The organism is Faecalibacterium sp. Marseille-Q4896 (assembly GCF_017377615.1).
Lineage (GTDB): Bacteria > Bacillota > Clostridia > Oscillospirales > Ruminococcaceae > Faecalibacterium > Faecalibacterium taiwanense.
The window spans coordinates 137,000-161,251 of sequence record NZ_JAFREG010000001.1 but is presented as its reverse complement, the minus strand read 5'-3'; the positions used below and the strand labels follow the sequence as shown (position 1 = coordinate 161,251).

Sequence of the window (24,252 nt, the reverse complement as noted above, 5' to 3'; positions counted from 1 at the left end):
GCCTCAACATTCTGCCCGTTTTGTACGGTGAATGCGGCGGCTATTTTCAATCAGTCAGCTCAAGACTGGCAGGCAGTGATCAGGCTCATCTTGTAGACCTCGTCGGCGTTGCAGCCACGGGACAGGTCGTTGATGGGAGCGTTCAGACCCTGCAGGATGGGGCCGTAAGCTGCATAACCACCCAGACGCTGAGCAATCTTATAGCCGATGTTGCCGGCCTCGATGCAGGGGAAGATGAAGGTGTTGGCCTGACCAGCCACCTTGCTGCCCTTGCACTTGACCTGTGCAACTTCGGGAGCAACGGCAGCGTCAAACTGCAGCTCACCGTCCACAGCCAACTCGGGATCCATTTCCTGAGCCTTGATCACAGCGTCATGGCTCAAAGCAACGGTGCCGCCCTTGCCGGAGCCCTTGGTGGAGAAGCTCAGCACAGCAACCTTCGGATCGATGCCGAACAACTTTGCGGTCTTAGCAGTCTCAACAGCGACCTCAGCCAGCTTTGCAGCAGCAGGGATCTTGACCTCGCCGGTAGCCTTATCAATGGTATCGGTATAGTCGATGTTAACAGCGCAGTCGCCCATGGCAATGCGCTTCAGGCCCTCTTCACCGCAGTCACGGTCCAGAATGAAGCAGGAGCTGACCAGATGTGCGCCCTTCTTGGTCTTGACCAGCTGCAGAGCGGGACGAATGGTGTCGGCAGTGGAGTAAGTAGCGCCGCCCAGCAGGCAATCAGCCTTGCCCATCTTCACCAGCATGGTGCCGAAGTAGTTGGACTTCTTCAGCAGAGCGGTGCACTCCTCAGCGGTCTGCTTGCCCTTGCGCAGCTCCACCATGGTGTTGACCATCTCATCGAAACCGGCATAGTTCTCGGGGTCGATGATCTCGGCAGCGGAAATATCAAAGTTACCGGCGGCAGCAGCAGCCTTGCACTCAGCCTCGTTGCCCACCATGACGACCTTCAGCACGCCCTCGGCCAGCAGCTTTGCAGCGGCCTCCAGAATGCGGGGATCATTGCCCTCGGTGAAAACGATCGTCTTGGGATTTGCCTTCAGCTGTGCTACCAGCGGTGCAAACATATCAGCCATTGTGATTACCTCCGAATTTACTTTCCAATATTCACATCCAGATATCTGTTGGACACAAGGATGCCTTTCTCTTTTATTCTAGCACATACGGCAAAAAGTTCAAGACAAAATTGGCTTTTTGTGCTACAATTTTTGCCTCACGCATCATCGTTATTTTCCTGCCAAAGTAGTAAAACACGCCCTGCGTATTCCTTCACAATTTCCCGTAAACCACCTTCCACAAATTTCAATTTTAAGCTATGCACTTTTCATTCACGATTTTTCTTTTTTTAAATGCAGAAAGTTCCAGTCAGTTCATGCATTTTTTACGTTAAAACGCAAAAAAAGAGCCATCCTCCCGATTCTTCGAGAGAACAGCTCCATAGTATTGGCTTTATAAATATCAGATAGAAATGGTGTTTGCCACGTCCAGCAGCACCGGGTCAAGCGTCTTAGTCATTTCAAGAGCTTCATCCACAGGGTAATCCACCAGCTTTTCGCCCTTCATGCCGACGATGCGGTTATACTTGCCCTGCTCCAGCAGGCACACAGCATGGTAGCCCATTGCAGAAGCGTTCACACGGTCACGCAGAGTGGGAGAACCACCGCGCTGGACATGGCCCAGAATGGTGGCGCGGGAGTCGATGCCGGTGCGTGCCTGAATCTCGTTTGCGATCTCCTGTGCATGGCCGACACCCTCGGCAACAATAATAATGAAGTGACGCTTGCCGGTCTTCTGAGTCTCAGCGATCTTATCCAGAATATCACGCTGCATGTCAAATTCCTTCTCCGGCAGTAGAACAGCCATAGCGCCGGAAGCAATTGCAACATTCAGAGCAATATAACCGGCGTTGCGGCCCATGACCTCGACCACACTGCAGCGGTCATGGCTCTGGGTGGTATCGCGCAGCTTGTCGATCATCTCCAGCGCGGTATTCATGGCGGTATCGTAGCCAATGGTGTAATCGGTGCAGGAAATATCGTTGTCAATAGTGCCGGGCAGACCGATCATCGGAATGCCGCGGTGGGCCAGCTCACGAGCGCCGCGGTAAGAACCGTCGCCGCCAATGACCACCAGCGCATCAATGCCCAGTTCGCGGCACTTCTCTGCACCCTTGTCCTGACCTTCCTTGGTCTTGAATTCCAGACAGCGGGCGGTATACAGAATGGTACCGCCTGCAGAGATGATGTTCGATACACTGCGCAGGTTCATCTCAAAGCATTCGCCGTTCAGCAGGCCATTGTAGCCACGCTGAATGCCGATCATGCGGTAACCCTTATGCAGGCCGGTACGGACTACGGCGCGCACGGCAGCGTTCATGCCAGGAGCATCACCACCGCTCGTCAATACGCCAATCGTTTTGATCTGCTTTTCCATACGAGAGTTTCCCTCCAATTTGTTTCTTCATTTACCCAATGGTATCACAGCGCTCTCCGTTTTAACGCTGTCCAAAGCACTTCATTTGCCTTGAATCATTATAACACAAACGCCTTATTTTGGAAACAGCCATCCCGCCGGATTTGCGTTAAGATTCGTGCACGGAAATGTCATTTTGTTGCAATGTTGTCCGTTCCGACCAGCCTTTCCAGCTCTTTGAACAGCAGCGGATGGCCGGATGCGTACAGATGGCGCGGCACACGCAGATACTGCTTGGTATCGGTCAGATACAGGAGCACCGGCATGTCCCCATCAAAAATGCCAAGCAGATTGACCACCTTTGCATATTCCCTGCTGCTGCGGGAAGGCACACGGATATACAGCTTCTTTGCTGCCGTTTTCATCGGGTCCGGCCTGCCGTTATCCAGTCGGGCCGGATCGTAATTTTCGATCGGGACGATGCTCTCTGCCAGCAGCTTGGAAGCTTCATCCTCCCGTACCGACAGTCTGCCATCGATCACGACGACTGCATTTTCGTGCAGTGAATCCCGGAAAGCATCCAGCACCTTTGGGAATACGATCACTTCCATGGTGCCGGTCAGATCTTCTACGCTGGTAAAAGCCATCATGCTGTTGGACTTTGTGGTCATCATGCGGCTTTTTACCACCGCGCACACAATGCGCACTTTTTCTCCATCCTTCACATGGGCATCTTCCCCTGTAAGATCCTTGATGGTGTGGGATGCAATGCGTGCCGATTGTTCCCGGTAAGCATCCAGCGGATGACCGGACAGATACAGGCCGCTGACTTCCTTTTCCTGCTGGAGCAGTTCCTTATGGCTGTATTCCGGCAGCTGCTTTATTTCATAGCTATCCTCGGAAGCACCGCTCTGTGCTTCCCCGCTCATCACCGAGAACAGATCCAGCTGTCCATCCAGATTGCGCCGAGAGTCGGTCTCAATGCTCTTCAGAATGCCCTCCACGGCCTCCACATGGCTGTGGCGGTTGTTGCCCAGATGATCGAATGCGCCGGCCTTGATGAGGCACTCCACTGCCCGGCGGTTCAGTTCATTGCCATGCATCCGCTTGCAGAAATCGTACAGGCTGGTGTAAGGCTTATTCTGCCGCCCCTTCACCACATTCTCGATCAGGTTGCGGCCCACATTTTTGACCGCATTCAGGCCAAAGCGGATCTGACCGCTTCCATCCGCCGTAAAGCCGCCGTTGGAAACATTCACATCCGGCGGCAGCACCTTGATGCCAAGGCGGGCACACTCGCCGGAATATTCAATGACCTTATCCGTGTTATCCAGCACACTGGTCAGCAAAGCCGCCATGAACTCACTGGGATAATGGCACTTGAGGTAGGCCGTCTGGAATGCCACATAGGCATAGCAGGCCGCATGGCTCTTATTGAACGCATATGAAGCGAAACTGGACATTTCATCGTAGATCTCATTGGCCACCTTCTCAGAGATGCCGTTTGCCACACAGCCGGGGCATTCGTTGCCGGGATCGGTGCAGCCGTACACAAAGTGCTCTCGCTCGGCCTCCATGACGGCATGTTTCTTTTTGCTCATGGCACGGCGGACATTGTCTGCCTGACCAAAAGAGAAACCTGCCAGCTCCCGGAAGATCTGCATGACCTGCTCCTGATAGACGATGCAGCCATTGGTCACATCCAGAATGTGGGCCAGCCGTGGGGTCTTATAGCTGATTTTGTCCGGCTCGTGGCGGTTGCGCAGGTAGGTGGGGATCGAATCCATGGGGCCGGGACGGTACAGGCTGATCAGAGCGATAATGTCTTCTAGGTTCTGCGGCTGCAGGCCCACAAGCACCTGCTTCATGCCGGAAGATTCCAGCTGGAACACACCCTCGGTGTCTCCCTGCCCCAGCATCCTGTAGGTGTCCGGATCGTCGTAATCCAGCTTCTGGATGGAAAACTCCGGGTGGAGCTTCTGCACAGCAGTTTCCGCGTCATGAATGACGGTCAGCGTGCGCAGGCCCAGAAAGTCCATCTTCAAAAGGCCAAGTTCTTCGATCTCGGTCATGTTGAACTGGGTCACAGGCAGGCCGTCGTTGGTGGCCAGCGGCAGATAGTAGTCCGTAGGCTCCGGGGTAATGACGACACCCGCCGCATGGGTGGAAGCATGGCGGGGCATGCCCTCCACCTTCAAGGCCGTGTCGATCAGCTCTGTGACCTGCGGGTCGGTATCGTACATCCGCTTAAGTTCCGGCGATACCTCCAACGCACGCTTCAGCGTCATTTTCAGCTCCATGGGCACCTGCTTTGCCACGACATCTACCTGCTGATACGGAATGCCCATCACGCGGCCCACATCGCGGATGGCGTTGCGGGCGGCCATGGTGCCAAAGGTGACGATCTGAGCCACATGGTCGGCACCATATTTCCGGTTGACGTAATCGATCACTTCCTGACGGCGCTCGTAGCAGAAGTCCACATCAAAATCTGGCATACTGACGCGCTCCGGGTTCAGGAAGCGCTCAAAGATCAGGTTATAACGGATGGGGTCGATATCCGTGATGCCCACGCTGTAAGCCGCAATGCTGCCTGCGCCGGAGCCACGGCCCGGGCCTACCGGGATACCCTGACTCTTGGCGTAGTTCACGTAGTCCCACACGATAAGATAGTAGTTCGTGTAGCCCATCTTTTTGACCACGCCGATCTCGTATTCCAGACGGTCTTTGTTGGCCTGCGGAACATTGGGGCCGTAGCGGCGCTCCAGACCTTCCCAGCAGAGCTTTTCAAAAAACGCCTGATTATCCATACCGTTCGGCGCTTTGTAATATGGAATTTTAGTGTGTCCAAAATCAAAATCAAAGTTACACTGTTCGGCAATTTTGGCGGTATTCTCGCAGGCTTCCGGCACCATGGAGAACAGCTCGTACATTTCGTCTGTCGTTTTGACATAGAACTCGTCGGTCTGGAACTCCATTTTATCCGCATCCTGAATGGTCTTGCCGGTCTGGATGCAGAGCAGGATGCCCTGCATTTTGGCATCCTCCTTGCGCAGATAGTGGGAGTCGTTGGTGGCTGCCATGGGAATTCCGGTCTCCCGTGCAAGCTTGATGAGCTGCGGCAGCACAGTATTATCCTCTTCCAGACCATGGTCCTGAAGCTCGATATAATAGTTTTCCTCGCCGAAGAGGTCTCGATACCACAGCGCTGCTGCTTTGGCGCGCTCATAATCGCCCGCCAGAATGGCCTGTGGAACTTCGCCTGCCAAACAGGCCGACAGGCAGATCAGACCTTCGTGATATTTTTCCAGCAGTTCCTTATCAATGCGGGGCTTGGAATAAAAGCCCTCCACAAAGGCGGCCGACACCATTTTGATCAGGTTTTTGTAGCCGGTCTCATTTTTGCACAGCAGGATCAGGTGGTTGTTGCCGTCGATCTTATTTACCTTGTCAAAGCGGGTGCGGGTGGCCACATACACCTCACAGCCGATGATGGGCTTGATGCCAGCCTTTTTTGCAGCCTTATAAAACTGCACGCAGCCGTACATCACGCCGTGGTCGGTGCAGGCAATGGCGGTCTGTCCGCACTCTTTTACGCGATCCATCAGCTGGTCAATGCGGCAGGCACCATCCAGCAGGCTGTACTCTGTGTGGATATGCAGATGGACAAAAGGCCGGGTATTGGCTAATGCTTCGCTCATGCTTTTGCCTCCTGTTCCAGATTCTGCCGCAGCGTTTCGGCCAATGCCTCCAGCTTCTTCATCCGGTGCGACAGGCCGGATTTGCTCACGGGTGGCTCAAAGCAGCCGCACAGCGCTGTGAGCGAAAGATCTGGGTACTGCATCCGCTTGGCAGCGGCCTCCTGCAATACCTCCGGCAGAGTGCTAAGGGCATCCTGCTCTTCCAGAAAGCGGATGGCCTTCAGCGTCTGCGCATTGGCACGGGCCGTTTTGCCAAGGTTTGCCGTATCACAGTTGGTCTGTCGGTTGGTCTGGTTGCGTACCTGTTTGAAGGCTTTTTGCGCATGCATTTCCTCTGCAGCGTTTCCAGCGCCCATAAAGCTGAGCAGCCGTTCCACATTGGCCCCGGTCTTGACGTAGATCAGGTTCACGCCGTTGCGGCGGGTGCGGTGCGGTGCAAACTCATGCTCTGCCAGCAGCGCTTCAAAGTCCCGTGCCAGATTGGTGCGGGAGGTAAGAAATTCCAGATTATATTCTTTCTGCGGATCAATGACCGTTCCACTGCACAAAAAAGCTGCGCCAATGTACGCACTGACGCAGGTCTGACAGCGGATAAGGCGGGGGTCGATCTGCAGGCTGGTCTCGCTGCCCGTGGTGCCGAACAGCTCGTGCACCCGGGCCACCTGCTCCGGCGCGCGAATGTTGAATTCATACAGCACGCCGCTGGGTCGCTGCTTGTGCAGGATCTCGCCCTGCACGCCACAGCGTGCGAACAGCTGCTGGGCAGCCTGCACCGTCTCCTGCTGCTCGGTCTGCACCACCAGACCCTTTGCATCAAAATATTTGGCAAAGCACGCAATGCCATAAGCTGCCGCACGCACACAGCAATCCTTCTGGATGCTGCGCTGCGCGATCTCCTCCCGCGCGCGGGATGCAAAACTACTCATACTTCCTCGAATTCTGTCAGCGTTTGACATCACGATGCTGCACGCCCGGCTCGTAGCCGAGTTGCGTGCAATACTCCGCGATCTTACGCGCAAATGTAATGGAACGGTGCTTGCCGCCGGTACATCCCACCGCAATGGTCAGCTGGCTTTTGCCCTCCTTGACGTACAGCGGCAGTGCATACTGCAAAAAGTTCTCATACCGCTTGAGCAGTTCCTGTGCTTCCGGGTGGCTCATGACAAAATCCACCACATCCTGATCAAGGCCGGTCTTATGCTTGAGTTCCGGCACGTAGAAGGGGTTGGGCAGGCAGCGCACATCCAGCACAAGGTCTGCCTCCGGCGGGATGCCGAATTTGAATCCAAAGGACATCACGGTCAGGCGCATGGCGCCCTTGGCTCCGCCATTTTTTGCAAAAAGATCGCAGATGCGTTCTTTGTTTTGTGCTGTAGAAAGCAGGGCGGTATTGATGACGTAATCTGCACGCTCCTGCAAAGGCTTCAATATTTTGCGTTCCTTTGCAAAGGCCTCCCGGGTGGAAATGCCCTCGGCAATGCTGATGGGGTGGCGGCGGCGGGTCTCGCTGTAGCGGCGCATGAGTACATCGTCCGGGGCATCCAGAAATAGAATTTTATAATCCACACCCTGCTCATCCAGCTTGTCGAGCGCACGCTCGATCTCTTCGCTGGTGCGGCAGCCGCGCACATCCATGGAAAGAGCCACCCGCTCCAGCTGGCTGTCGCCCGCTTCCGAGAATGCAGTGATGCTGGGCAGCAGTCCGGCCGGAACATTATCTATACAGAAAAAACCGATATCTTCCAGCGCATTCATAGCCACCGACTTGCCTGCACCGGAAAGTCCGCTGACGATCAACAGCTCCATAATCTGATCTACCGCTCCTTTTTTGCTTTTTCCGTTATCGGACGACCCGGATCTCTTTTTCAAGGTCGTAGCCCGTCTTTTCCTTTACGATGGCGCGCACCTCGTCACAGAGTGCCAGCACATCAGCACAGGTAGCGCCGCCAAGGTTTACCACAAAGCCGCAGTGCTTATCGCTGACGGCTGCGCCGCCGTGGCGATAGCCGCGCAGGCCGCACTGGTCGATCAGCGCAGCCGCAAAAGCACCCGCCGGGCGCTTGAAGGTGCTGCCGGCGCTGGGCTTATCCAGCGGCTGCTTTTCCACACGCTTGGCCATCAATTCATCCATTTTTGCACGGATGTCCGCTGCGTTTCCGGGCTGCAGATGGAACTGTGCCGAGAGGATGCAGCCGCTGTTCTCTTCAAAAATGCTGTGGCGATAGCGGAGATCCAGCTCTGCGGCAGGCACTTCTCTGACCTCGCCTTCTGCCGCCAGATACCGCACTGTGGTGAGCACGTCCTTCATCTCGCCGCCGTAGGCACCCGCATTCATATACACTGCACCGCCCACCGTGCCGGGGATGCCGTAGGCAAATTCCAGCCCGGACAGGCCATGCTTCAGTGCCGCCTTACACAGTGCCGCAAGGCGGACACCTGCGCCTGCGGTCAGGACTGTATCTTCCACCGCGATCTCTGCGTCCAGTGCCGAAACATCGATCACCACGCCGGAAAAGCCTTCGTCCGCAAACAGGATGTTGCTGCCGTTGCCCAGCAGGTAATAGCGGACAGCCTGCTCTTTGCAAAGCGCAACTGCACTGCAGAGCTGCTGCTCGTTTTCCGGCATGACAAACAGCTGTGCCGGGCCTCCGATTTTAAAGGTACAGTGCGCCGCAAGCGGTTCATTCTCCCTGAACGGGATCGCCGCTGCCTGCAGTTTCTGCTTGAATCGTTCCATGATAACTTGCTCCTTTTGCGGTGTGGGATCAATCCATTTTATCGTCCAGACCCAGACGGATCAGCAGTTCACGCGCTGCGTTGTAACCCATCTTCTTCTGGCGATTGTTGATGGCTGCAGTTTCCAGCACGACAGCCAGATTGCGGCCCGGTGAGACCGGAATGCTGGTGCTGGGAATGCTGACGCCCAGAATGTCGTAGTATTCGTTTTCCAGACCGGTGCGCTGGTAGTTCTTAGTGGGGTCCCATGCTTCCAGCTGAACCACAAGGTCAAGGCTTTCGCTCAGCTTGACCGCGCCCACGCCGTACACACGGGCCACATTGACGATGCCAATGCCGCGCAGCTCAATGAAGTGGCGGATATTCTCCGGGGCAGTACCCATGATCTGACGGTTGGACACCTTGCGCAGCTCCACCGCATCATCTGCCACAAGGCGGTGGCCGCGCTTGACCAGCTCGATGGCAAGCTCGCTTTTGCCAATGCCGCTGTCGCCCAGGATCAGGATGCCTTCGCCGTACACTTCCACCAGCACACCATGGCGGGTGATACGCGGTGCCAGTTCCAGATTCAGCACACTGATCAGGCTGCCCATCAGAGTGCAGGTGGTCTCGTTGGAGCGCAGCAGTGCAACACCATGCTTCTGGGCCAGCTCCTGCATCTCCGGGAAGGGAGTCAGTTCTTCGCTGCGGCAGACGATAACAGCCGGCGGCTGCTGACGGAACAGCTGATCCAGCGCTTCGTAGCGTTTTTCCGGTGAAAGGCCGGACAGAAAGTTCATCTCGGCCAGACCCATGATCTGCAGACGCAGCTTATCAAAATAATCGTAATAGCCCGCCAGAAACAGACCCGGGCGGTTCACTTCGGCGATCTCCACACAGATCTGATCCAGTTCCTTCGGCGTATAGACAACTTCCATGCTGACACGGTCGGTCAGCGTTTTGAGCGAGACATTGAATGTGCCCATTCTTGTTCCTCCTGTGCTCCCTTTTGCTGCACAGCCCTGCCTGCTGTCAGGTACCGTGCAGGATTCCTTCTTATTATTATAATAGAACGATCGGTAAAAAACAATATTGTGCGGGCGGCTTTTTCGCAGCCCGGCAAGAATGCACGCAGCAGCGCAGCCATGTACTGATTTTTTACATTTTTCTTACCTTTACACGGATTTTACATTCCCTCGATTTTGGATTTTACATTGCATCTGTATACTCAAAATCAGGAGAAACACATCAAAAACACGTCAAACAAAAGTGAGGAAATCTTTATGACCATCTTCAATGTCTTTTCCCTGCTTGGAGGTCTTGCCCTGTTCCTGTTCGGCATGGACATCATGGGCAAAGCACTGGAAAAGCAGGCCGGCGGCCAGCTGCAGAAGATCCTGAGCAAGCTGACTGACAACCCCCTTAAAGGCTTTTTCCTTGGCCTGTGCGTCACCGCTGTGATCCAGAGTTCCAGCGCTACCACGGTCATGGTGGTCGGCTTTGTCAACAGCGGCATCATGGAGCTGCATCAGGCCATCGGCGTGATCATGGGCAGCAATGTGGGCACCACTGTCACCAGCTGGATCCTGAGCCTTTCCGGCCTGCAGGGCGACAGCCTCCTCATCAATCTGCTCAAACCCACTTCTTTCAGTCCTTTGCTTGCATTTATCGGCATTTTGCTGTATATGTGTAAGAGTGAGAAGAAAAAAGGCGTGGGCACCATCCTCATCGGCTTTGCCGTGCTGATGACTGGCATGACCACCATGTCTAACGCCGTCCTGCCCCTGCAGAACGAGGCATGGTTCACCAGCCTGTTCACCCGCTTTTCCAACCCCCTTCTGGGCGTTCTGGTGGGTGCCCTTGTTACCGGCATCATCCAGAGCTCCAGCGCCAGCGTGGGTATTCTGCAGGCGCTGAGCGCCACCGGCGTGATCACCTACGGCAGTGCCATTCCCATTATCATGGGTCAGAACATCGGCACCTGCGTTACCGCGTTGATCTCCTCTGTGGGTGCCAACAAGAATGCACGCCGTGCTGCCATGGTTCATCTGTACTTCAACATCATCGGTGTGACCATCTTCCTTGTCGGCTTTTACGGCCTGAATACGGTCTGCCACTTTGCTTTTGTGAACACCACCATCGAGGCATGGGGCATCGCTGTGGTGCACTCGGTGTTCAATATCGTGGCAACGCTGGTGCTGCTGCCCTTTGCAAACCTGCTGGAGAAGCTGGCCATCCTCACCATTCCGGATTCGCCGGAAAAGGAAAGCTTTGCGCTGCTGGATGACCGCCTGCTGAACACCCCTGCCGTGGCCGTGGAGCGTGCACGCTCTGCAACTGCTGAAATGGCAGAGCTTGCCCGTGTGGGCGTGATGCAGGCCATGAGCCTGACTCATGAGTGGAACGACACCCTTGCGCAGAAAGTCCGCGAGGAAGAGACGCAGGTAGACCGTTACGAGGACGCTCTCGGCACCTATCTCGTCAAGCTTTCCAGCCGTGAGCTGAACCATGCCGACAGCCAGAGCGTAAATACCCTGCTGCACACCATCAGCGATTTTGAGCGCATCAGCGACCATTCCGTAAACCTGATGGAATCTGCCGAAGAGATGCACACCAAAGAAATCCAGTTCTCGCAGGATGCCCGCGACGAGCTGCAGGTGCTGGAGGATGCGGTGCAGGATATTCTGAACCGCACCACTGATGCTTTCCGCAAGGGTGATCTGCATCTTGCCAGCAAGGTGGAACCGCTGGAAGCCGTGGTCAACGAGCTGGTACGTGCCATCAAGGCCCACCACATTGCCCGCCTGCAGGCCGGCAGCTGCTCCATTGAATATGGCTTTGTGCTGGACGACCTGCTGACCAACTATGAGCGTGTGTGCGACCACTGCAGCAACGTAGCCGTTGCACAGATCGAGGTTGCACAGGACAGCTTTGATACCCACGCATACCTCAACGAGTTGCGTCACGGCAATGACACCAAGGAAAGCGAGGAATTCCATCGCCGTCTTGACCGTTACCGTGAACGCTATCTCTTCCCTGAAAATCAATCTGCGGAGGATTTTGACAAATGATCTATATTGTTGAAGACGATGCCGCCATCCGGGAGCTGGAACAGTATGCCCTGCAGTCCAGCGGATACGAAGTGACCAGCTTTGAAAGCTCTGAGCCGTTCTGGCAGGCCATGCACGCTGCAGAGCCGGAACTGGTGATCTTAGACGTGATGCTGCCCGGTGAGGACGGTTTTTCCATCCTGAAAAAGCTGCGCAACACCCCTTCCCTGCGCAGGCTGCCCATCATTATGGTCACGGCTAAGTCCAGCGAGCTGGACACCGTGCGCGGGCTGGACTGCGGTGCCGATGATTACATCTCAAAGCCTTTTGGCATCATGGAATTTTTGAGCCGGGTGCGCGCCGCCTTGCGCCGCTCGGCTCCAGAAGCACGTCCCAACGTACTCAGCTTTCACGAGATCCTGCTGGACAATGCCCGTCACAACGTGACTGTAAGCGGAACGCCGGTGGAGCTGACCTACAAGGAGTACAGCCTGCTGCGTTTGCTGCTGGAGAACACCAATCTGGTGGTGACACGCGAGACCATTCTGCAGGTGGTGTGGGGCACCGACATTTCGGTGGAGAGCCGCACTGTGGATATGCATATCCGCACCCTGCGCAAAAAGCTGGGGGATGCCGGCAAATACATCTGCACTGTGCGCAAGGTGGGTTACAAGCTGACCGATGAAGAGGAGGCCGGTGAAGAATGAAGCTGCGCAGCATGGAAGAAAAGATCAGCTACCGCCTGTTCCTGATGGGCTTCCTTGGTCTGCTGTTCACGGCGGCGCTTTGCATCTTTGTTTTTCACAAGGCATTCACGGCTCAGGCATGGACCAGCCTTGAGCGGGAAGCCGATCTGGTAAGCGCCGGTTATGATCTGGTGCAGGACCCGCAGCAGCTTTCGTCCTTTGTTACCAATGATCTGCGCATCACCCTGATCTCGCAGGACGGCAGCGTGCTGTTTGAATCTGCTACCGATCAGCCCATGGAGAACCATCTCTCCCGCCCGGAGATCCGTCAGGCCATGACCGAAGGTGTGGGCCGGGACATCCGCGACTCCCAGACCATGGGCTACGAGACCTATTACTATGCCGTACTGTTGCCCAACGGTGAGATTTTGCGCATGGCACAGGATGCAGAAACGGTCTGGTCTATTTATGATTCGACCCTGCCTGCCATCGTGCTGAGCTGCGTTGCACTCATGCTGGCCGCCGCTGTGCTGGCAGCTCTGCTCACCCGTGCATTGGTCTCCCCTGTGCTGAGCATGACCGAAGATCTGGATCATATTCAGGACAATGTTCCCTATAAGGAGCTTGTCCCCTTTGCCGAAAGCATCCACTCTGACCGCATCCTCCGTGAGAACAATGAAAAGATGCGGCAGGAGTTTACTGCCAATGTCAGCCATGAGCTGAAAACCCCGCTGACCAGTATTTCCGGCTATGCGGAGCTGATCGAGACCGGCATTGCAAAGCCTGAGGATGTGCCGGGCTTTGCCCAGAAGATCCATGTGGAGGCCAGCCGTATGATCCAGCTGGTGAACGATATCCTGCAGCTTTCCAGTCTGGACAACGCCAGCGAAGCCGGTTCTGAGCCAGAGATGGAGACAGTGGATCTGCTTACCGTTGCCAAGGACTGCGTAGAGCGCCAGAAGCTGAATGCCCGCCGGGCTTACATCTCGCTGAACTGTCTGGGCGAAAGTGCTCTTGTGCACGGCAACCGTGCCCTGCTGGACGAGCTATGCCAGAACCTGTGCGATAATGCGATCCGTTATAATCGTCCCGGCGGTAAGGTACAGATCACCACAGCCTGCAGCCGCGACGGACACTGCACCCTGACTGTGGCCGATAACGGCATCGGCATCCCGAAAGAAGCACAGTCCAGCGTGTTTGAGCGCTTCTATCGTGTGGATAAGAGCCGCAGCAAGGCTACCGGCGGTACCGGTCTGGGCCTTGCCATCGTCAAGCATATCGCACGCATCCACAACGCACGTATCAAGCTGGAAAGTCAGGTGGATGTGGGCACTACCATTACTGTCACCTTCCCCACTGCCAACTGAATCACATCGGTAAAAATCTCACGTCTGCCTTCAATTGCGGGCAGGCGTTTTTTATTGTGATCTTTTCTCTGCCCACACCGTTCTGCAATGCACTGCGCTGCTGCAGATGCACAAGGTCGATGCCCTGCTGCCAGAAAGACTGCACCGTCTGCGTGCACAGTTCTGCCAGCTGTTTGCACTGTGCGGCGCTGGGCTGCGGCGTATCATAGCTGCGCTGACAGTCCAGCCGCAGACTGGCAGTTTCTTCCCGCAGGGTGACAGACACGCTGCATCGGCGGACCGTTACCGGCTCACCTTCCAGCCAGAAAGTATGCACGCCTCCCATTTCCAGCAAAAGCCGCGCTGTTTCCGCCTGCCGGGCCTCCAGCTCAATGCTGTTTTCCACTCGCCAGAGGATGCTTGTATCTGCAAGTGCCACTTCCTGTTTCTCTGCCCGCAGCTGCGGCAGAAGCATTCCGTCCTGATACTGGTAAAGCCTCGGCATCTGGTCTGTGCACTGCTTGAGCAACTCAAGCAGTTTGTTCGGAAATTCCTGCTTTTCCGCTGGAAGTTCCTCCAAAAATCCATCGTCCATCTCCAGCACAGAAACTTTTGCCGATACCCTGCCCTGCCTGTTTTCCAGCACCGTACGCTCATACGCTGCAAGCAGCTCTGCCGATGCATTTTGATCGATCAGCAGATAATCGCACAGGCGGTAATCCGCCTTTTGCGGCAGTTGCTTTTGAGCCGCCGCCAGCGCTTTTGCCAGCGTGTCCGCCTGCGCCAACTGCAGCTGCACAGCCCCAGAAGCCTCGGATGCATCGGCGGCGGCTTCCGGAGCCTGATACAGCAGCCCTACGGTGATGGACTGTTCCTTCTGAGCAAGATACAGCGCACGCACCATGCTTTTTTCAGTGGTCTCGCAGCGCAGAAAAATCAGGCACCACCCGATCAAAAGCACCGCACTGAGAGAGCGCAGTTTCTTCTGCTTCATTTTGCCGCTCCTTTCCCGCACTGCACCGCGCGCTGCCACACGGTACGCACTGCCGCGCAGAGAAAGCCGATGCGGAAGATCGCGCAGGTGAGCCAGATGAGCAAAAGCAGCGCATCCATGCGGGAGAATACATCTGCACTCCATGCCCGCAGCAGTTCCTGTGCCGGGTAATCCGCTGCGCCAAATACGAGGCACATCCCGGCAGTAAGACCCGCCTGTGCCAGAAAGGTGAGCCATGGCAGCCAGGACATGCTGCGCGGCTCTTCATAACCTGCAAGAAGCGGCCAGAACAAATACTCCGCATACAGCGGAACACGCGGCCAGCGGGCCAGTTGCATAGCATCTGCCGTCAGCAGGTGCGCCCAGTCCATCTGCCCGGCAAGCCCTGTCAGACAGACCAGCCCACCCAGCAGCACGAACCACCACAGTACCCGTGCCGGAGCATCCCAGCCGGAAGGCGGAATACACCACCCTGCCCAGAGCAAAAGCGGCAGCAGGCCGATCAGCGCCATGGAGCGGAACTCCTGCTGGCAGATGTTCTGGGCCTGCATTACGGTTCCAAACAACTCTGCCAGAAACCATGCTCCTGCGGAAAACAGCCAGACCCACTGCATGGCTGCCCGCTGCCAGCAGGCAGAGAACACCCCACTGATGCATGTGAGCAAAAGAGCCTGAACCGCTCCATGAATAATCATCCCACGCGGAGAGATACCGGTCTGCATTTCTTCTGCCAGCGCAGCTGTCCACACGCTCAGTGCCAGCACGGGAGCAGAAAAGCCTTTCTGTTTTTGCATCATTTTCCCTCCCGTTTCTGCCAGATATTAAAGTCGTGCGCTGAAAGACGGCGGTAGTTGCGGCGGATGATGCCATCCTCTGCCATGGGCCGCTGCGGGAACGGATGCGCCGCCAGATATGGCACCTGCAGGCAGGCTGTGCCGGAAAGACTGAGCAGAACTGCAAAAAAAGCCCCCGCAAGGCCCACCGGCCCGGCAAGACCTGCAGCCAGCACCACACCCAGACGCAGCAGCGTAGCAGGCTCGTACAAAGAGGGCGTGACGAACACCGCGATGGCCGTGATGCTTGCCACAAAGATCACCGGCGTGCTCATAAGCCCGGTGGCAATGGCAGCATCGCCGATGATCAACGCGGACACCAGACTGACCGAATGCCCCAGCGACTGCGGCATCCGCAGACCTGCTTCCCGGATGACCTCCAAAATGAGTATGACCAGCAGCATTTCCGCAAACAGCGGCAGCGGTGTGGCCTTCTCCGCCGCTTCGATCTTGTACAGAAGCTGTGGTGGGATCAGCTCCGGCAGGTAGACCGCCAGACAGACGAACACACCCGGCAGAAATACTGTGAGGTAGAACGAAACATATTTGAGGATGCGCAGAAAAGAGGAAAACACGGCGGTGGATGCATAATCGTCCAAGCACTCAAAATTTTCGCAGAAAAGAGCTGGAAGCACCATGGCAGAGGGACTTCCGTTGACCAGCACCACGATCTTGCCCTCACAGATCTTTGCCGCCGCCACGGCAGGCCGCTCGGTGTAGCTTACCGGCGTGAACAGCCGCGCCTTGCCCGGCAGAAGCCACGGCACAAAGTAACTGGAATCCAGCAAAAGCTCCGGCTTTGCAGCGGCAAGCGCTTTGCGCACACGGATCACCATGGCGGAGTCTGCCCTGTTTTTGCAGTAGCAGATGGCGTATTCCGTTTGCATTTCGGTATCGGCCTGCGCCACCTCCTGCACCAGATGTTCGGTACGGATGAGCCGCCGCAGCAGGCTCAGATTGACCCGCAGCAGGTCGGCAAAGCCTTCGCGGGAGCCGCGCAGATTGCCCTCCCCGGAAGGCTCGTCTACCGAGCGGAACTTCAGTCCCTGCACCGAGAAGGCAATGCCCTTTGCGCAGCCGTCCAGCAGTAAGACCGCCATGCCTGCCGTCATTCGTTTGATCAGATCAGCCAGATCTGTTACCGGCTCACTTTCTGCCGGAAATGCTGAGCCGTGCAGGATCAGCTCAAAGACCTGCGGCCCGGTGCAACGCTGGCCTGCCTGCTGCGGCGGTGTCTGACGGCTGGCCGCATCCAGTAAAAGCTCCCACAAAGAATCCAGGCTTGCCATGCCGTCAAACAGCAGGATGCTTCCCCTGCAATGATAAATCGTGATCTCCTTGGCATAATAATCCGCAGAGGTGCCAAACATTTTGTCCAGCACCGCAAGATTTGCCGCAAGGCTCTGTGATAACTGCCGCATCCAACCACTCCTTTGCACAGCAGTATGCCCGGCTGCAGCGGCATCCATTCCGCCAGAAACGACAGGAGGTCTTGTTACTTGAAGCTTCTGATCTGCCGCACGATCATCATTTATCTGTGCGTTCTGTTTGCCATGCGGCTGATGGGCAAGCGCCAGCTGGGCGAACTGCAGCCCGAAGAACTGGTGTCCACCATTCTCATTTCCAATCTGGCATCCATCTCCATTGAATCGGAAGAGGTGCCCATCACATCCAGCCTGATCCCGCTATTTCTCATTGCAGCGCTGGAACTGCTGGGCTCCGTGCTGAGCTTCCGCAGCCAGAAATTCTTCAACTTTCTCTCCGGCAGACCCAAAACGGTGATCTTGGACGGGCAGATCGATCAGAAAGCCTTGCGGATGCTGCGGCTGACCACAGCTGACCTGATGGAAGCGCTGCGCGGTAAAAATATTTTTGACCCACGGGAGGTCTCCTACGCGGTGATCGAGACGAACGGCACCCTTTCGGCAGCACTGCGGCCAGAAAAAGAGCCAGCCCGTCTTGCTGACCTGCAGCTGAAGGTGACCCATACCAACGCCACCATTCCCTTTGTGTTGGACGGACAGGTGCTGGAAGACAACCTGCGCTGGTGCGGCAAGGACCGCGCGTGGCTGGAACGCACGGCGCAGGCCAACACCCTGCTGCCGGAAGAAATTTTGCTGCTGATCGGCAACGAGACCGAGGATTATTTTTTGCTAAAAAAAGAGAACCGCCGTGCCGGCGGCTCCCATTGAGGTGAGCGGATGAAGCGGATCTATGCATGTATCGCCATTGTGGGCGTACTGTTGAGCGTGGCCTTTTACAGCAGCTGGAAGGTGCAGAGCTTTGCGGATGTGATCTCGGCAGACCTTGACACCGCCGCCGAAGCCATCCGCAATGCCGACTACCCTGCCGCCCGGCAGGCGCTTGCTGATGGTGCCGACCGGTGCAACCAAATGCGCACCAAAATGAACCACCTGCTGCGCACAGCAGATTTTACCGAGCTGGAAGCTGCGCTGCGGGCGGCGGACGGACACCTGGAAATGGGTGCCCCAGAGGAAGCCTTTGGTGAGCTGCGCCGCGCACAGGTACAGGTGGAAACACTGGAATGGCTCTCGCACCGGCTGGTATAAACAAAAACACCGGCCCTGCCCCATTGGGCGAAAGCCGGTGTTCTGATGCGAATTATTTCTGTGGTTCCTTGCGGTCGCCCATCAGCTTTTTCAGCTCATTGAAAAAACTTTCCACGTCTGCAAACTGACGGTAGACCGATGCAAAGCGAACATATATGCCACTTCGTCGATTTTTTTCAGTTCCTGCATGGTCAGCTCACCGATGCGCACGCTGGGGATCTCACGGTCGTAGGAGCTGAGCAGCGTCTGCTCAATGCTGCTTACCGCACGCTCCAGCGATTCGTAGCTGACTGGCCGCTTGGCGCAGGCACGCACCATGGCGTTGAGCAGCTTCTGCCGGTCGAACGGCTCACGGGAGCTGTCCTTTTTGATGACCACAAGCGGAACAGTCTCCACGACCTCATAGGTCGTAAAGCGCATATGGCAGCTCAGGCATTCGCGGCGGCGGCGGATGCGCTCACTGTCTTCGGTGGGGCGGGAATCGATCACTTTGGATTCCTCGGCTCCGCAATAGGGACACTTCATGTTCTGTTCCTCCTGTCCGGTCTGACCGGGCTGTGTTTTTAGGCTTTGGTCTTGGGCTTGCGCTCACTCCACAGCACCCACGCAGAGGTGGAAACGCACAGCGAAGTGTACACGCCGCTGATCATGCCCATCATCAGCGGGAACGCAAAGGTAAAGATGCTGTCCAGACCATACAGCTTTGCCACGATGCACATAACGCCCAGCGCCATCACCGTGGTAATGGTGGTGATCAGGGTGCGGCGGGCGGACTGGTTCACCGAGTGGTTCACCAGCTCTTCAAAGGATGCCTTTTTACCCATCAGGGTGCGGTTCTCGCGGATACGGTCGTAGACCACAACGGTATCGTTGATGGAGTAGCCAAGAATGGTAAGCATGGCGGCAATGAAATTGCCGTCCAGCGCGGTGCGCAGCAGCACGAAGGTGCCAAACACCACCATCAGGTCGTTCACAAGCGCCAGCACTGCCATCATGCCGCCGGTCAGGCCGCCGATGTTCTTGAAGCGCAGGGCGATGTACAGCAGGATCAGCACCAGTGCAAACACCACGGCAACCAGACTCTTCTGCAGGAACTTGGTGCCCATGGCAGCGCTGACGTTGCTTAGCGACAGCTGTTCAAAATTGTTGTCCGGGCAGCTTTCGTTCAGGCTGTCCAGCAGCTTAGCCACCTGCTCGGTAGTCACTGTTTCGGTACCGGGCATCGAGATTTTCAGGGTCTGGCCACCGGTAGCAACATTCTCGCCGGTTTGCAGGGTCAGGCCGTTATTCTCCAATGCAAAGGATGCAACCTTCTGCACATCCGACATGGTAAAGCTGCCCTCGTAGCTCAGGGTGATCATGGCACCGCCGGTGAACTCGGTATCCAGATGGACACCCAAAACCACAGCGCACAGCACGATGGCTGCCATCAGGCAGGAGGAGATCGTCAGGAAGCGCTTGCGCAGGCCCACAAAGTCGATGGGCTTCTTCTCGGCTTTTTCCTTGCCGGGCTTTTCTGCACCGTAGAGCCAAGGGTTGCGCAGTGCCTTGATGGATGCCGCACCGCGGATCATCACACGGGTTGCGAACACGCCGAACACAAAGTTCAGCAGCACGCCGGTGAGCAGCGTGTAACCGAAGGCATAAATAGTGCCTGCGGTGGAGGGGCCAAAGGCAAAGAACACAAAGTGGAGTGCCTTTGCAAACATGCCGTCCGAGGGGCCAAAGGCACCCATCAGCACGATGGCCACGATGACGATGGTCACGTTGCCGTCAACGATGGGGGTCAGGCCGCGGGCAAAACCGCTCTTGAGCGCGCCATCCAGAGACTTACCGTTTTTCAGCTCTTCCTTGATGCGTTCTGCCGTGATAACATTGGCATCCACGCCCATGCCGATGGCAAGGATGATGCCTGCGATGCCGGGCAGGGTCATGGTAAAGCTTTCAAACACCGGGAAGTAGCCGGAAACGAACGCCAGCGTTGCTGCCACCTGACCAGCCAGTGCAATACATGCAAGGAAGCCCGGCAGACGGTACAGCATCGTCATGAACACCACAATCAGTGCAAAGGCGATCAGGCCGGCCAGAACCATGGCGCTCAGGCTGTTCTCGCCCAGACTGGGGCTGACGGTGGAATAGCTGTCCACCGTCAGTGCAAAGGGCAGTGCGCCGGAGTTGATCTGGCGGGCCATCTTGACGACCTGCTCCTGCGTGAAAGGATTGGAAGCAGAGCTTGTAATGATGGCAGAGCCATCGGTAATAGCAGTATTGACCGTGGCCGTGCTCACGTTTTCATCGTCCAGCCAGATGCTGATGGTGCCGCCCGATGCAGCCAGCTTTGTGGTAGCATCGCCAAATGCCTTGGCACCGTCATCGGTGAACTTCAAGGAGACGAAATATTCCGAAGCACCGCCATTGCTGACGGGGCCATACTGAGCTGCGGCGCTCTCGATCATGGAGCCGTCCAGGATCAGCTCACCGTCCGCACTGCTTCCCTCGCGGAAGGTCAGATAGGCGGTGGTGCCGATCTCATCGATCGCAGCTTCCGGGTCAAAATCCGTCTCACCGGACTGCCACGGGAACTCCAGGATCAGGCTGTCGGAATTGTTGTCCACATACAGCTCATAGTCGGTCACGTTCAGCGCCACGAGACGGTTCTCAATGACGAGCTGGGCTGCTTCCAGCTGTTCTTCGGTAGCATCGTAGCCATCCGACGGCACAAAGGTGACGTTGACACCGCCCTTAATATCCACACCGAAGCGGATATCCTTTGCACCTTTGATGTAGGTCGTGGTCGTATCGCCGTACTTGGCATACACACCGAAGAACGCAGTATACACAAATACCACGATCAACAGCACTGTGGCGATCAGATGCCATGCTTTGCCTTTTGTTTTCATAAAATTCAGGGAACCTCCAAAAGCAGCAGTTCTTGCAGCTGCCGCCCGTATTCTAGTGCGGACCGCCTGCTCCGGCGGGCCTTATCATTTCCGCAAGGGGGCCGTCGTGCCGGCTTTCTTGCGACAAAACTCCCCTGACGGCCCAAACGGGCCGCACAGAGGAGATAAAATCAAAAAATGTTAGTCTGCCTTGTCAGCCAGCAGTTTTTCTGCCACAGCCAGACGCACACAGATGCACAGCAGTTCGGAAGCGGTTTCCACCTCGTCCAGACTGGGATAGGTGGGCGCAATGCGCAGGTGAGAATCCTCGGGGTCCTTGTGATAGGGATATGCAGAACCGGCACCGGTCAGGGTCAGGCCCGCATCCTTGCACAGACCCGCCACGCGCTTTGCACAGCCGGGCATCACATACAGGCTGATGAAGTAGCCGCCCTTGGGGTCCGTCCAGTGGGCAATATCCCCGCAGGGGATGAGGTTGTTCTTGAACGCGGTCTTGACGGCATCAAAGCAGGGCACCAGACGACGACGGTGCTTTGCCATGTGGGCCAGCACACCTTCCTTGTTCTTCAGGAAGCGGACGTGGCGCAGCTGGTTCATCTTGTCGTAGCTGATGATCATGACCGAGAAGCGCTTGCAGATATACTTCATGCTGCTCTCGCTGCAGGCAATGGCAGAGACACCTGCGCCCGGGAAGGTGATCTTGCTGGTGGAAGTGAACATGAACACACGGTTTTCGTTGCCGTACTTCTTGCTCTCGTTCAGCAGCACCGGAGTCTCAATGATCTCATCGGTCAGGTGATGGACGATATAGGCTTCATCCCAGAAGATCTTGAAATCAGGCGCAGCGGTCTTCATCTTGGCAAAACGCTCGATGGTCTCATCGCTGTAGGTGTAGCCATCGGGGTTGGAATACTGCGGCACACACCAGATGCCCTTGATATCAGGATCCTCGGCCACCAGCTTTTCCACAATGTCCATATCCGGGCCATTGGGGGTCATAGGCACGCTGATCAGCTCAAAGCCAAACTCCTCGGTAATAGCAAAGTGACGGTCATAGCCGGGCACCGGGCAGAGGAACTTGCGCTTCTCCACCTGAGACCAGGGGCACGGAGACTCCGGGAAACCGAACACATAGCCGATATTGACGAGGTTATACATCAGCTGCAGGCTGGAGTTGCCGCCCACGAACACTTCCTCCGGCTTTACGCCAAAGACATCCGCAAACAGCACGCGGGCCTCCTGCAGGCCTTCCAGCTCGCCATAGTTGCGGGCATCCGTACCGGCATCGGTGGTATAGTCATTCATCTTCAGCAGGTCCATAGCCAGATCCATCTGGTGAGGGCCGGGCTTGCCGCGGGCCATGTTCAGCTTGAGACCCTTGGCCTGAAATTTTTTATACTCTGCTTCGAGCGCTGCCTTTTCGGCAGTGAGTTCATCACGATTCATTGCAAGATAATTTGCCATTGGAAACACACTCCTTTATCGTACTTTCTGTTACCCATAGCGCCAGAGCGGCATTTTGCGGAGCATTCCTGCCAGGGAGCGTTCCCCATGCCATTCCAGACCTTAATATTATAGTACATTTTGCCCTCGGAAACAAGAATAATAAAGCAAAAAGCCCTGCCAAAAGCAAAAAGCTTTTGAAACAGAGCTTGAATGCCGGGTCTTTGCTCCCCTGCTGTACGCTAAAAGCGTCAGCTCAGAGCGGCCTGATTTTTATAGCGCTTGCGCACCGCGCCGTATTCCAGATGTGCTTCGCCGCCTTCCACGGTATCTTCATCCACAGTTACGCGGATGATGGTAGCATCGGTGGGCACCTCGTACATGATGGGCAGCAGAATGCTTTCCATCACGCTGCGCAGGCCGCGGGCACCGGTCTTGCGCTCGATCGTCTTGCGGGCAATGGCGTGGAGTGCTTCATCAGTGAAGTTCAGTTCCACATTATCCATGCTCAGAAGTTCCTTATACTGCTTCACAAGGCTGTTGCGCGGCTCCTTGAGCACGCGAACCAGAGCGTCCTCGTCCAGATCGTCCAGCACGGTAATGACCGGCAGACGGCCAATCAGTTCCGGGATCAGGCCGAACTTGACCAGATCGTGGGGTTCCACCTTGCGCAGCAGAGCCTTCTCTGCTGCGCTGGAATTATCCTTCAGGCTGCTGCCGAAGCCCAGTGCGGACTTATCGGTGCGGCGCAGGATATACTTATCCAAGCCATCAAATGCACCGCCGCAGATGAACAGGATGTTGGTGGTGTCGATCTGGATGAACTCCTGCTGCGGGTGCTTGCGGCCGCCCTGCGGAGGAACATTGCTCACAGTGCCCTCCAAAATCTTCAGCAGGGCCTGCTGCACGCCCTCACCGCCTACATCGCGGGTGATGGAGGGGTTCTCACTCTTGCGGGTGATCTTGTCGATCTCGTCGATATAGATAATACCGATCTGTGCCTTCTGCACATCAAAATCCGCTGCTTGGATCAACTTGAGCAGAATGTTCTCCACATCCTCGCCCACATAACCGGCTTCGGTCAGGGTGGTGGCATCGGCAATGGCGAAGGGAACGCCCAGCATTTTTGCCAGAGTCTGTGCCAGCAGGGTCTTGCCCACGCCGGAAGGACCCAGCAGCAGCACGTTGGACTTCTGCAGCTCCACATCGCTGCCCTTGCCGCTGAGGATGCGCTTGTAGTGGTTGTAGACCGAGACGGCCAGCACACGCTTTGCCTCGTCCTGACCGATCACATACTGATCCAGACCTTCCTTGATCTCGGCCGGGGTCAGGATGTTGATATCCAGATCGTCCGCAGGCTGGATGTGTGCACGGTTTGCACCGCGGGCCGGTCGGGCGCTTTTGGGCTGATCCGGCTTGTCGGAAAGCAGGTCGTGGCACAGGCCGATGCATTCGCTGCAGATATTGACACCGGGGCCGATGATCATACGCTCCACTTCGTCCTGATGCTTTCCGCAGAAGCTGCAGACCAGATCCTTTTCGTTTTTGTCTCTGCCGGAATTGTTATTTGCCATAGCTGTTTTTCCTTATCCT

18 protein-coding genes and 1 pseudogene are annotated in these 24,252 nt (G+C 56.2%); 5 read left to right on the top strand and 14 right to left on the bottom strand.

The annotated features are described in order from the left end of the window. Positions 1-59: 59 nt before the first annotated feature. The 7 genes from pta to hprK form a co-directional block, all read right to left on the bottom strand. On the bottom strand, positions 60-1,085 hold the full coding sequence (pta, locus tag J3348_RS00685; protein ID WP_207698061.1) for a phosphate acetyltransferase: 1,026 nt from the start codon (positions 1,083-1,085) through the stop codon (positions 60-62). A gap of 382 nt (positions 1,086-1,467) precedes the next feature. Beyond that, positions 1,468-2,442, bottom strand: coding sequence for a 6-phosphofructokinase (gene pfkA, locus J3348_RS00680; RefSeq protein WP_207698060.1), 975 nt, complete (start codon positions 2,440-2,442; stop codon positions 1,468-1,470). Positions 2,443-2,612: 170 nt separating this feature from the next. Further along, the gene (locus tag J3348_RS00675; RefSeq protein ID WP_207698059.1) at positions 2,613-6,122 is read right to left on the bottom strand and encodes a DNA polymerase III subunit alpha; all 3,510 of its coding nucleotides are present in this window, start codon (positions 6,120-6,122) and stop codon (positions 2,613-2,615) included. Next, positions 6,119-7,048 carry a DNA-binding protein WhiA gene (whiA, locus tag J3348_RS00670; protein WP_207698058.1) on the bottom strand — a complete coding sequence of 310 codons (930 nt, stop codon included), beginning with the start codon at positions 7,046-7,048 and terminating at the stop codon, positions 6,119-6,121. Before whiA ends, J3348_RS00675 begins: the two co-directional genes overlap by 4 nt. Before the next feature lie 16 nt (positions 7,049-7,064). Beyond that, positions 7,065-7,928: an RNase adapter RapZ gene (gene rapZ / locus J3348_RS00665; RefSeq protein WP_154255707.1), complete on the bottom strand. Its 864-nt coding sequence runs from the start codon at positions 7,926-7,928 to the stop codon at positions 7,065-7,067. Positions 7,929-7,962: 34 nt separating this feature from the next. Next, complete coding sequence (gene murB, locus J3348_RS00660; RefSeq protein ID WP_207698057.1) at positions 7,963-8,859, bottom strand: UDP-N-acetylmuramate dehydrogenase; 897 nt, start codon at positions 8,857-8,859, stop codon at positions 7,963-7,965. Positions 8,860-8,887: 28 nt separating this feature from the next. Beyond that, on the bottom strand, positions 8,888-9,823 hold the full coding sequence (gene hprK / locus J3348_RS00655; RefSeq protein WP_005941969.1) for an HPr(Ser) kinase/phosphatase: 936 nt from the start codon (positions 9,821-9,823) through the stop codon (positions 8,888-8,890). A gap of 297 nt (positions 9,824-10,120) precedes the next feature. Between hprK and J3348_RS00650 the strand changes: the two genes are divergently transcribed. The 3 genes from J3348_RS00650 to J3348_RS00640 are packed head-to-tail and all read left to right on the top strand — an operon-like array spanning position 10,121 to position 13,940. Then, positions 10,121-11,908: a Na/Pi cotransporter family protein gene (locus J3348_RS00650; RefSeq protein ID WP_120020220.1), complete on the top strand. Its 1,788-nt coding sequence runs from the start codon at positions 10,121-10,123 to the stop codon at positions 11,906-11,908. Next, entirely contained in the window at positions 11,905-12,594 is a 690-nt protein-coding gene (locus tag J3348_RS00645; RefSeq protein WP_097775630.1) for a response regulator transcription factor, read from the top strand. Before J3348_RS00650 ends, J3348_RS00645 begins: the two co-directional genes overlap by 4 nt. Then, on the top strand, positions 12,591-13,940 hold the full coding sequence (locus J3348_RS00640) for an ATP-binding protein (protein WP_097775631.1): 1,350 nt from the start codon (positions 12,591-12,593) through the stop codon (positions 13,938-13,940). The genes J3348_RS00645 and J3348_RS00640 overlap by 4 nt, the downstream gene beginning before the upstream one ends. Before the next feature lies 1 nt (position 13,941). Here the strand turns inward: J3348_RS00640 and J3348_RS00635 are convergent, their stop codons facing one another. Genes J3348_RS00635 through J3348_RS00625 form a run of 3 tightly spaced genes read right to left on the bottom strand, consistent with a single transcriptional unit; the run spans position 13,942 to position 17,167 of the window. Beyond that, positions 13,942-14,913, bottom strand: a complete 972-nt coding sequence (locus J3348_RS00635; RefSeq protein ID WP_207698056.1) for a hypothetical protein — start codon at positions 14,911-14,913, stop codon at positions 13,942-13,944. Next, on the bottom strand, positions 14,910-15,710 hold the full coding sequence (locus J3348_RS00630; protein ID WP_207698055.1) for a hypothetical protein: 801 nt from the start codon (positions 15,708-15,710) through the stop codon (positions 14,910-14,912). The genes J3348_RS00635 and J3348_RS00630 overlap by 4 nt, the downstream gene beginning before the upstream one ends. After that, the gene (locus J3348_RS00625) at positions 15,707-17,167 is read right to left on the bottom strand and encodes a spore germination protein (RefSeq protein WP_242702818.1); all 1,461 of its coding nucleotides are present in this window, start codon (positions 17,165-17,167) and stop codon (positions 15,707-15,709) included. Before J3348_RS00625 ends, J3348_RS00630 begins: the two co-directional genes overlap by 4 nt. 78 nt (positions 17,168-17,245) lie before the next feature. Here J3348_RS00625 and J3348_RS00620 point away from each other — a divergent pair, with 78 nt between their 5' ends. Both J3348_RS00620 and J3348_RS00615 read left to right on the top strand, forming a co-directional pair. Then, positions 17,246-17,938 (top strand): DUF421 domain-containing protein, encoded by a 693-nt coding sequence (locus tag J3348_RS00620; protein WP_101956489.1) that lies wholly within the window; start codon positions 17,246-17,248, stop codon positions 17,936-17,938. Positions 17,939-17,947: 9 nt separating this feature from the next. Continuing rightward, positions 17,948-18,316 (top strand): DUF4363 family protein, encoded by a 369-nt coding sequence (locus J3348_RS00615; RefSeq protein ID WP_207698053.1) that lies wholly within the window; start codon positions 17,948-17,950, stop codon positions 18,314-18,316. Between the two features lie 52 nt (positions 18,317-18,368). Here the strand turns inward: J3348_RS00615 and nrdR are convergent. The 4 genes and pseudogenes from nrdR to clpX all read right to left on the bottom strand — a co-directional run bounded on the left by nrdR (position 18,369) and on the right by clpX (position 24,233). Further along, a pseudogene (nrdR, locus tag J3348_RS00610) lies at positions 18,369-18,841 on the bottom strand (transcriptional regulator NrdR). A gap of 38 nt (positions 18,842-18,879) precedes the next feature. After that, on the bottom strand, positions 18,880-21,216 hold the full coding sequence (gene secF / locus J3348_RS00605; protein ID WP_207698052.1) for a protein translocase subunit SecF: 2,337 nt from the start codon (positions 21,214-21,216) through the stop codon (positions 18,880-18,882). A gap of 180 nt (positions 21,217-21,396) precedes the next feature. Further along, on the bottom strand, positions 21,397-22,680 hold the full coding sequence (locus J3348_RS00600; protein ID WP_207698051.1) for a PLP-dependent aminotransferase family protein: 1,284 nt from the start codon (positions 22,678-22,680) through the stop codon (positions 21,397-21,399). 230 nt (positions 22,681-22,910) lie between these two features. Continuing rightward, positions 22,911-24,233 (bottom strand): ATP-dependent Clp protease ATP-binding subunit ClpX, encoded by a 1,323-nt coding sequence (gene clpX / locus J3348_RS00595; RefSeq protein ID WP_207698050.1) that lies wholly within the window; start codon positions 24,231-24,233, stop codon positions 22,911-22,913. Positions 24,234-24,252: the final 19 nt, after the last annotated feature.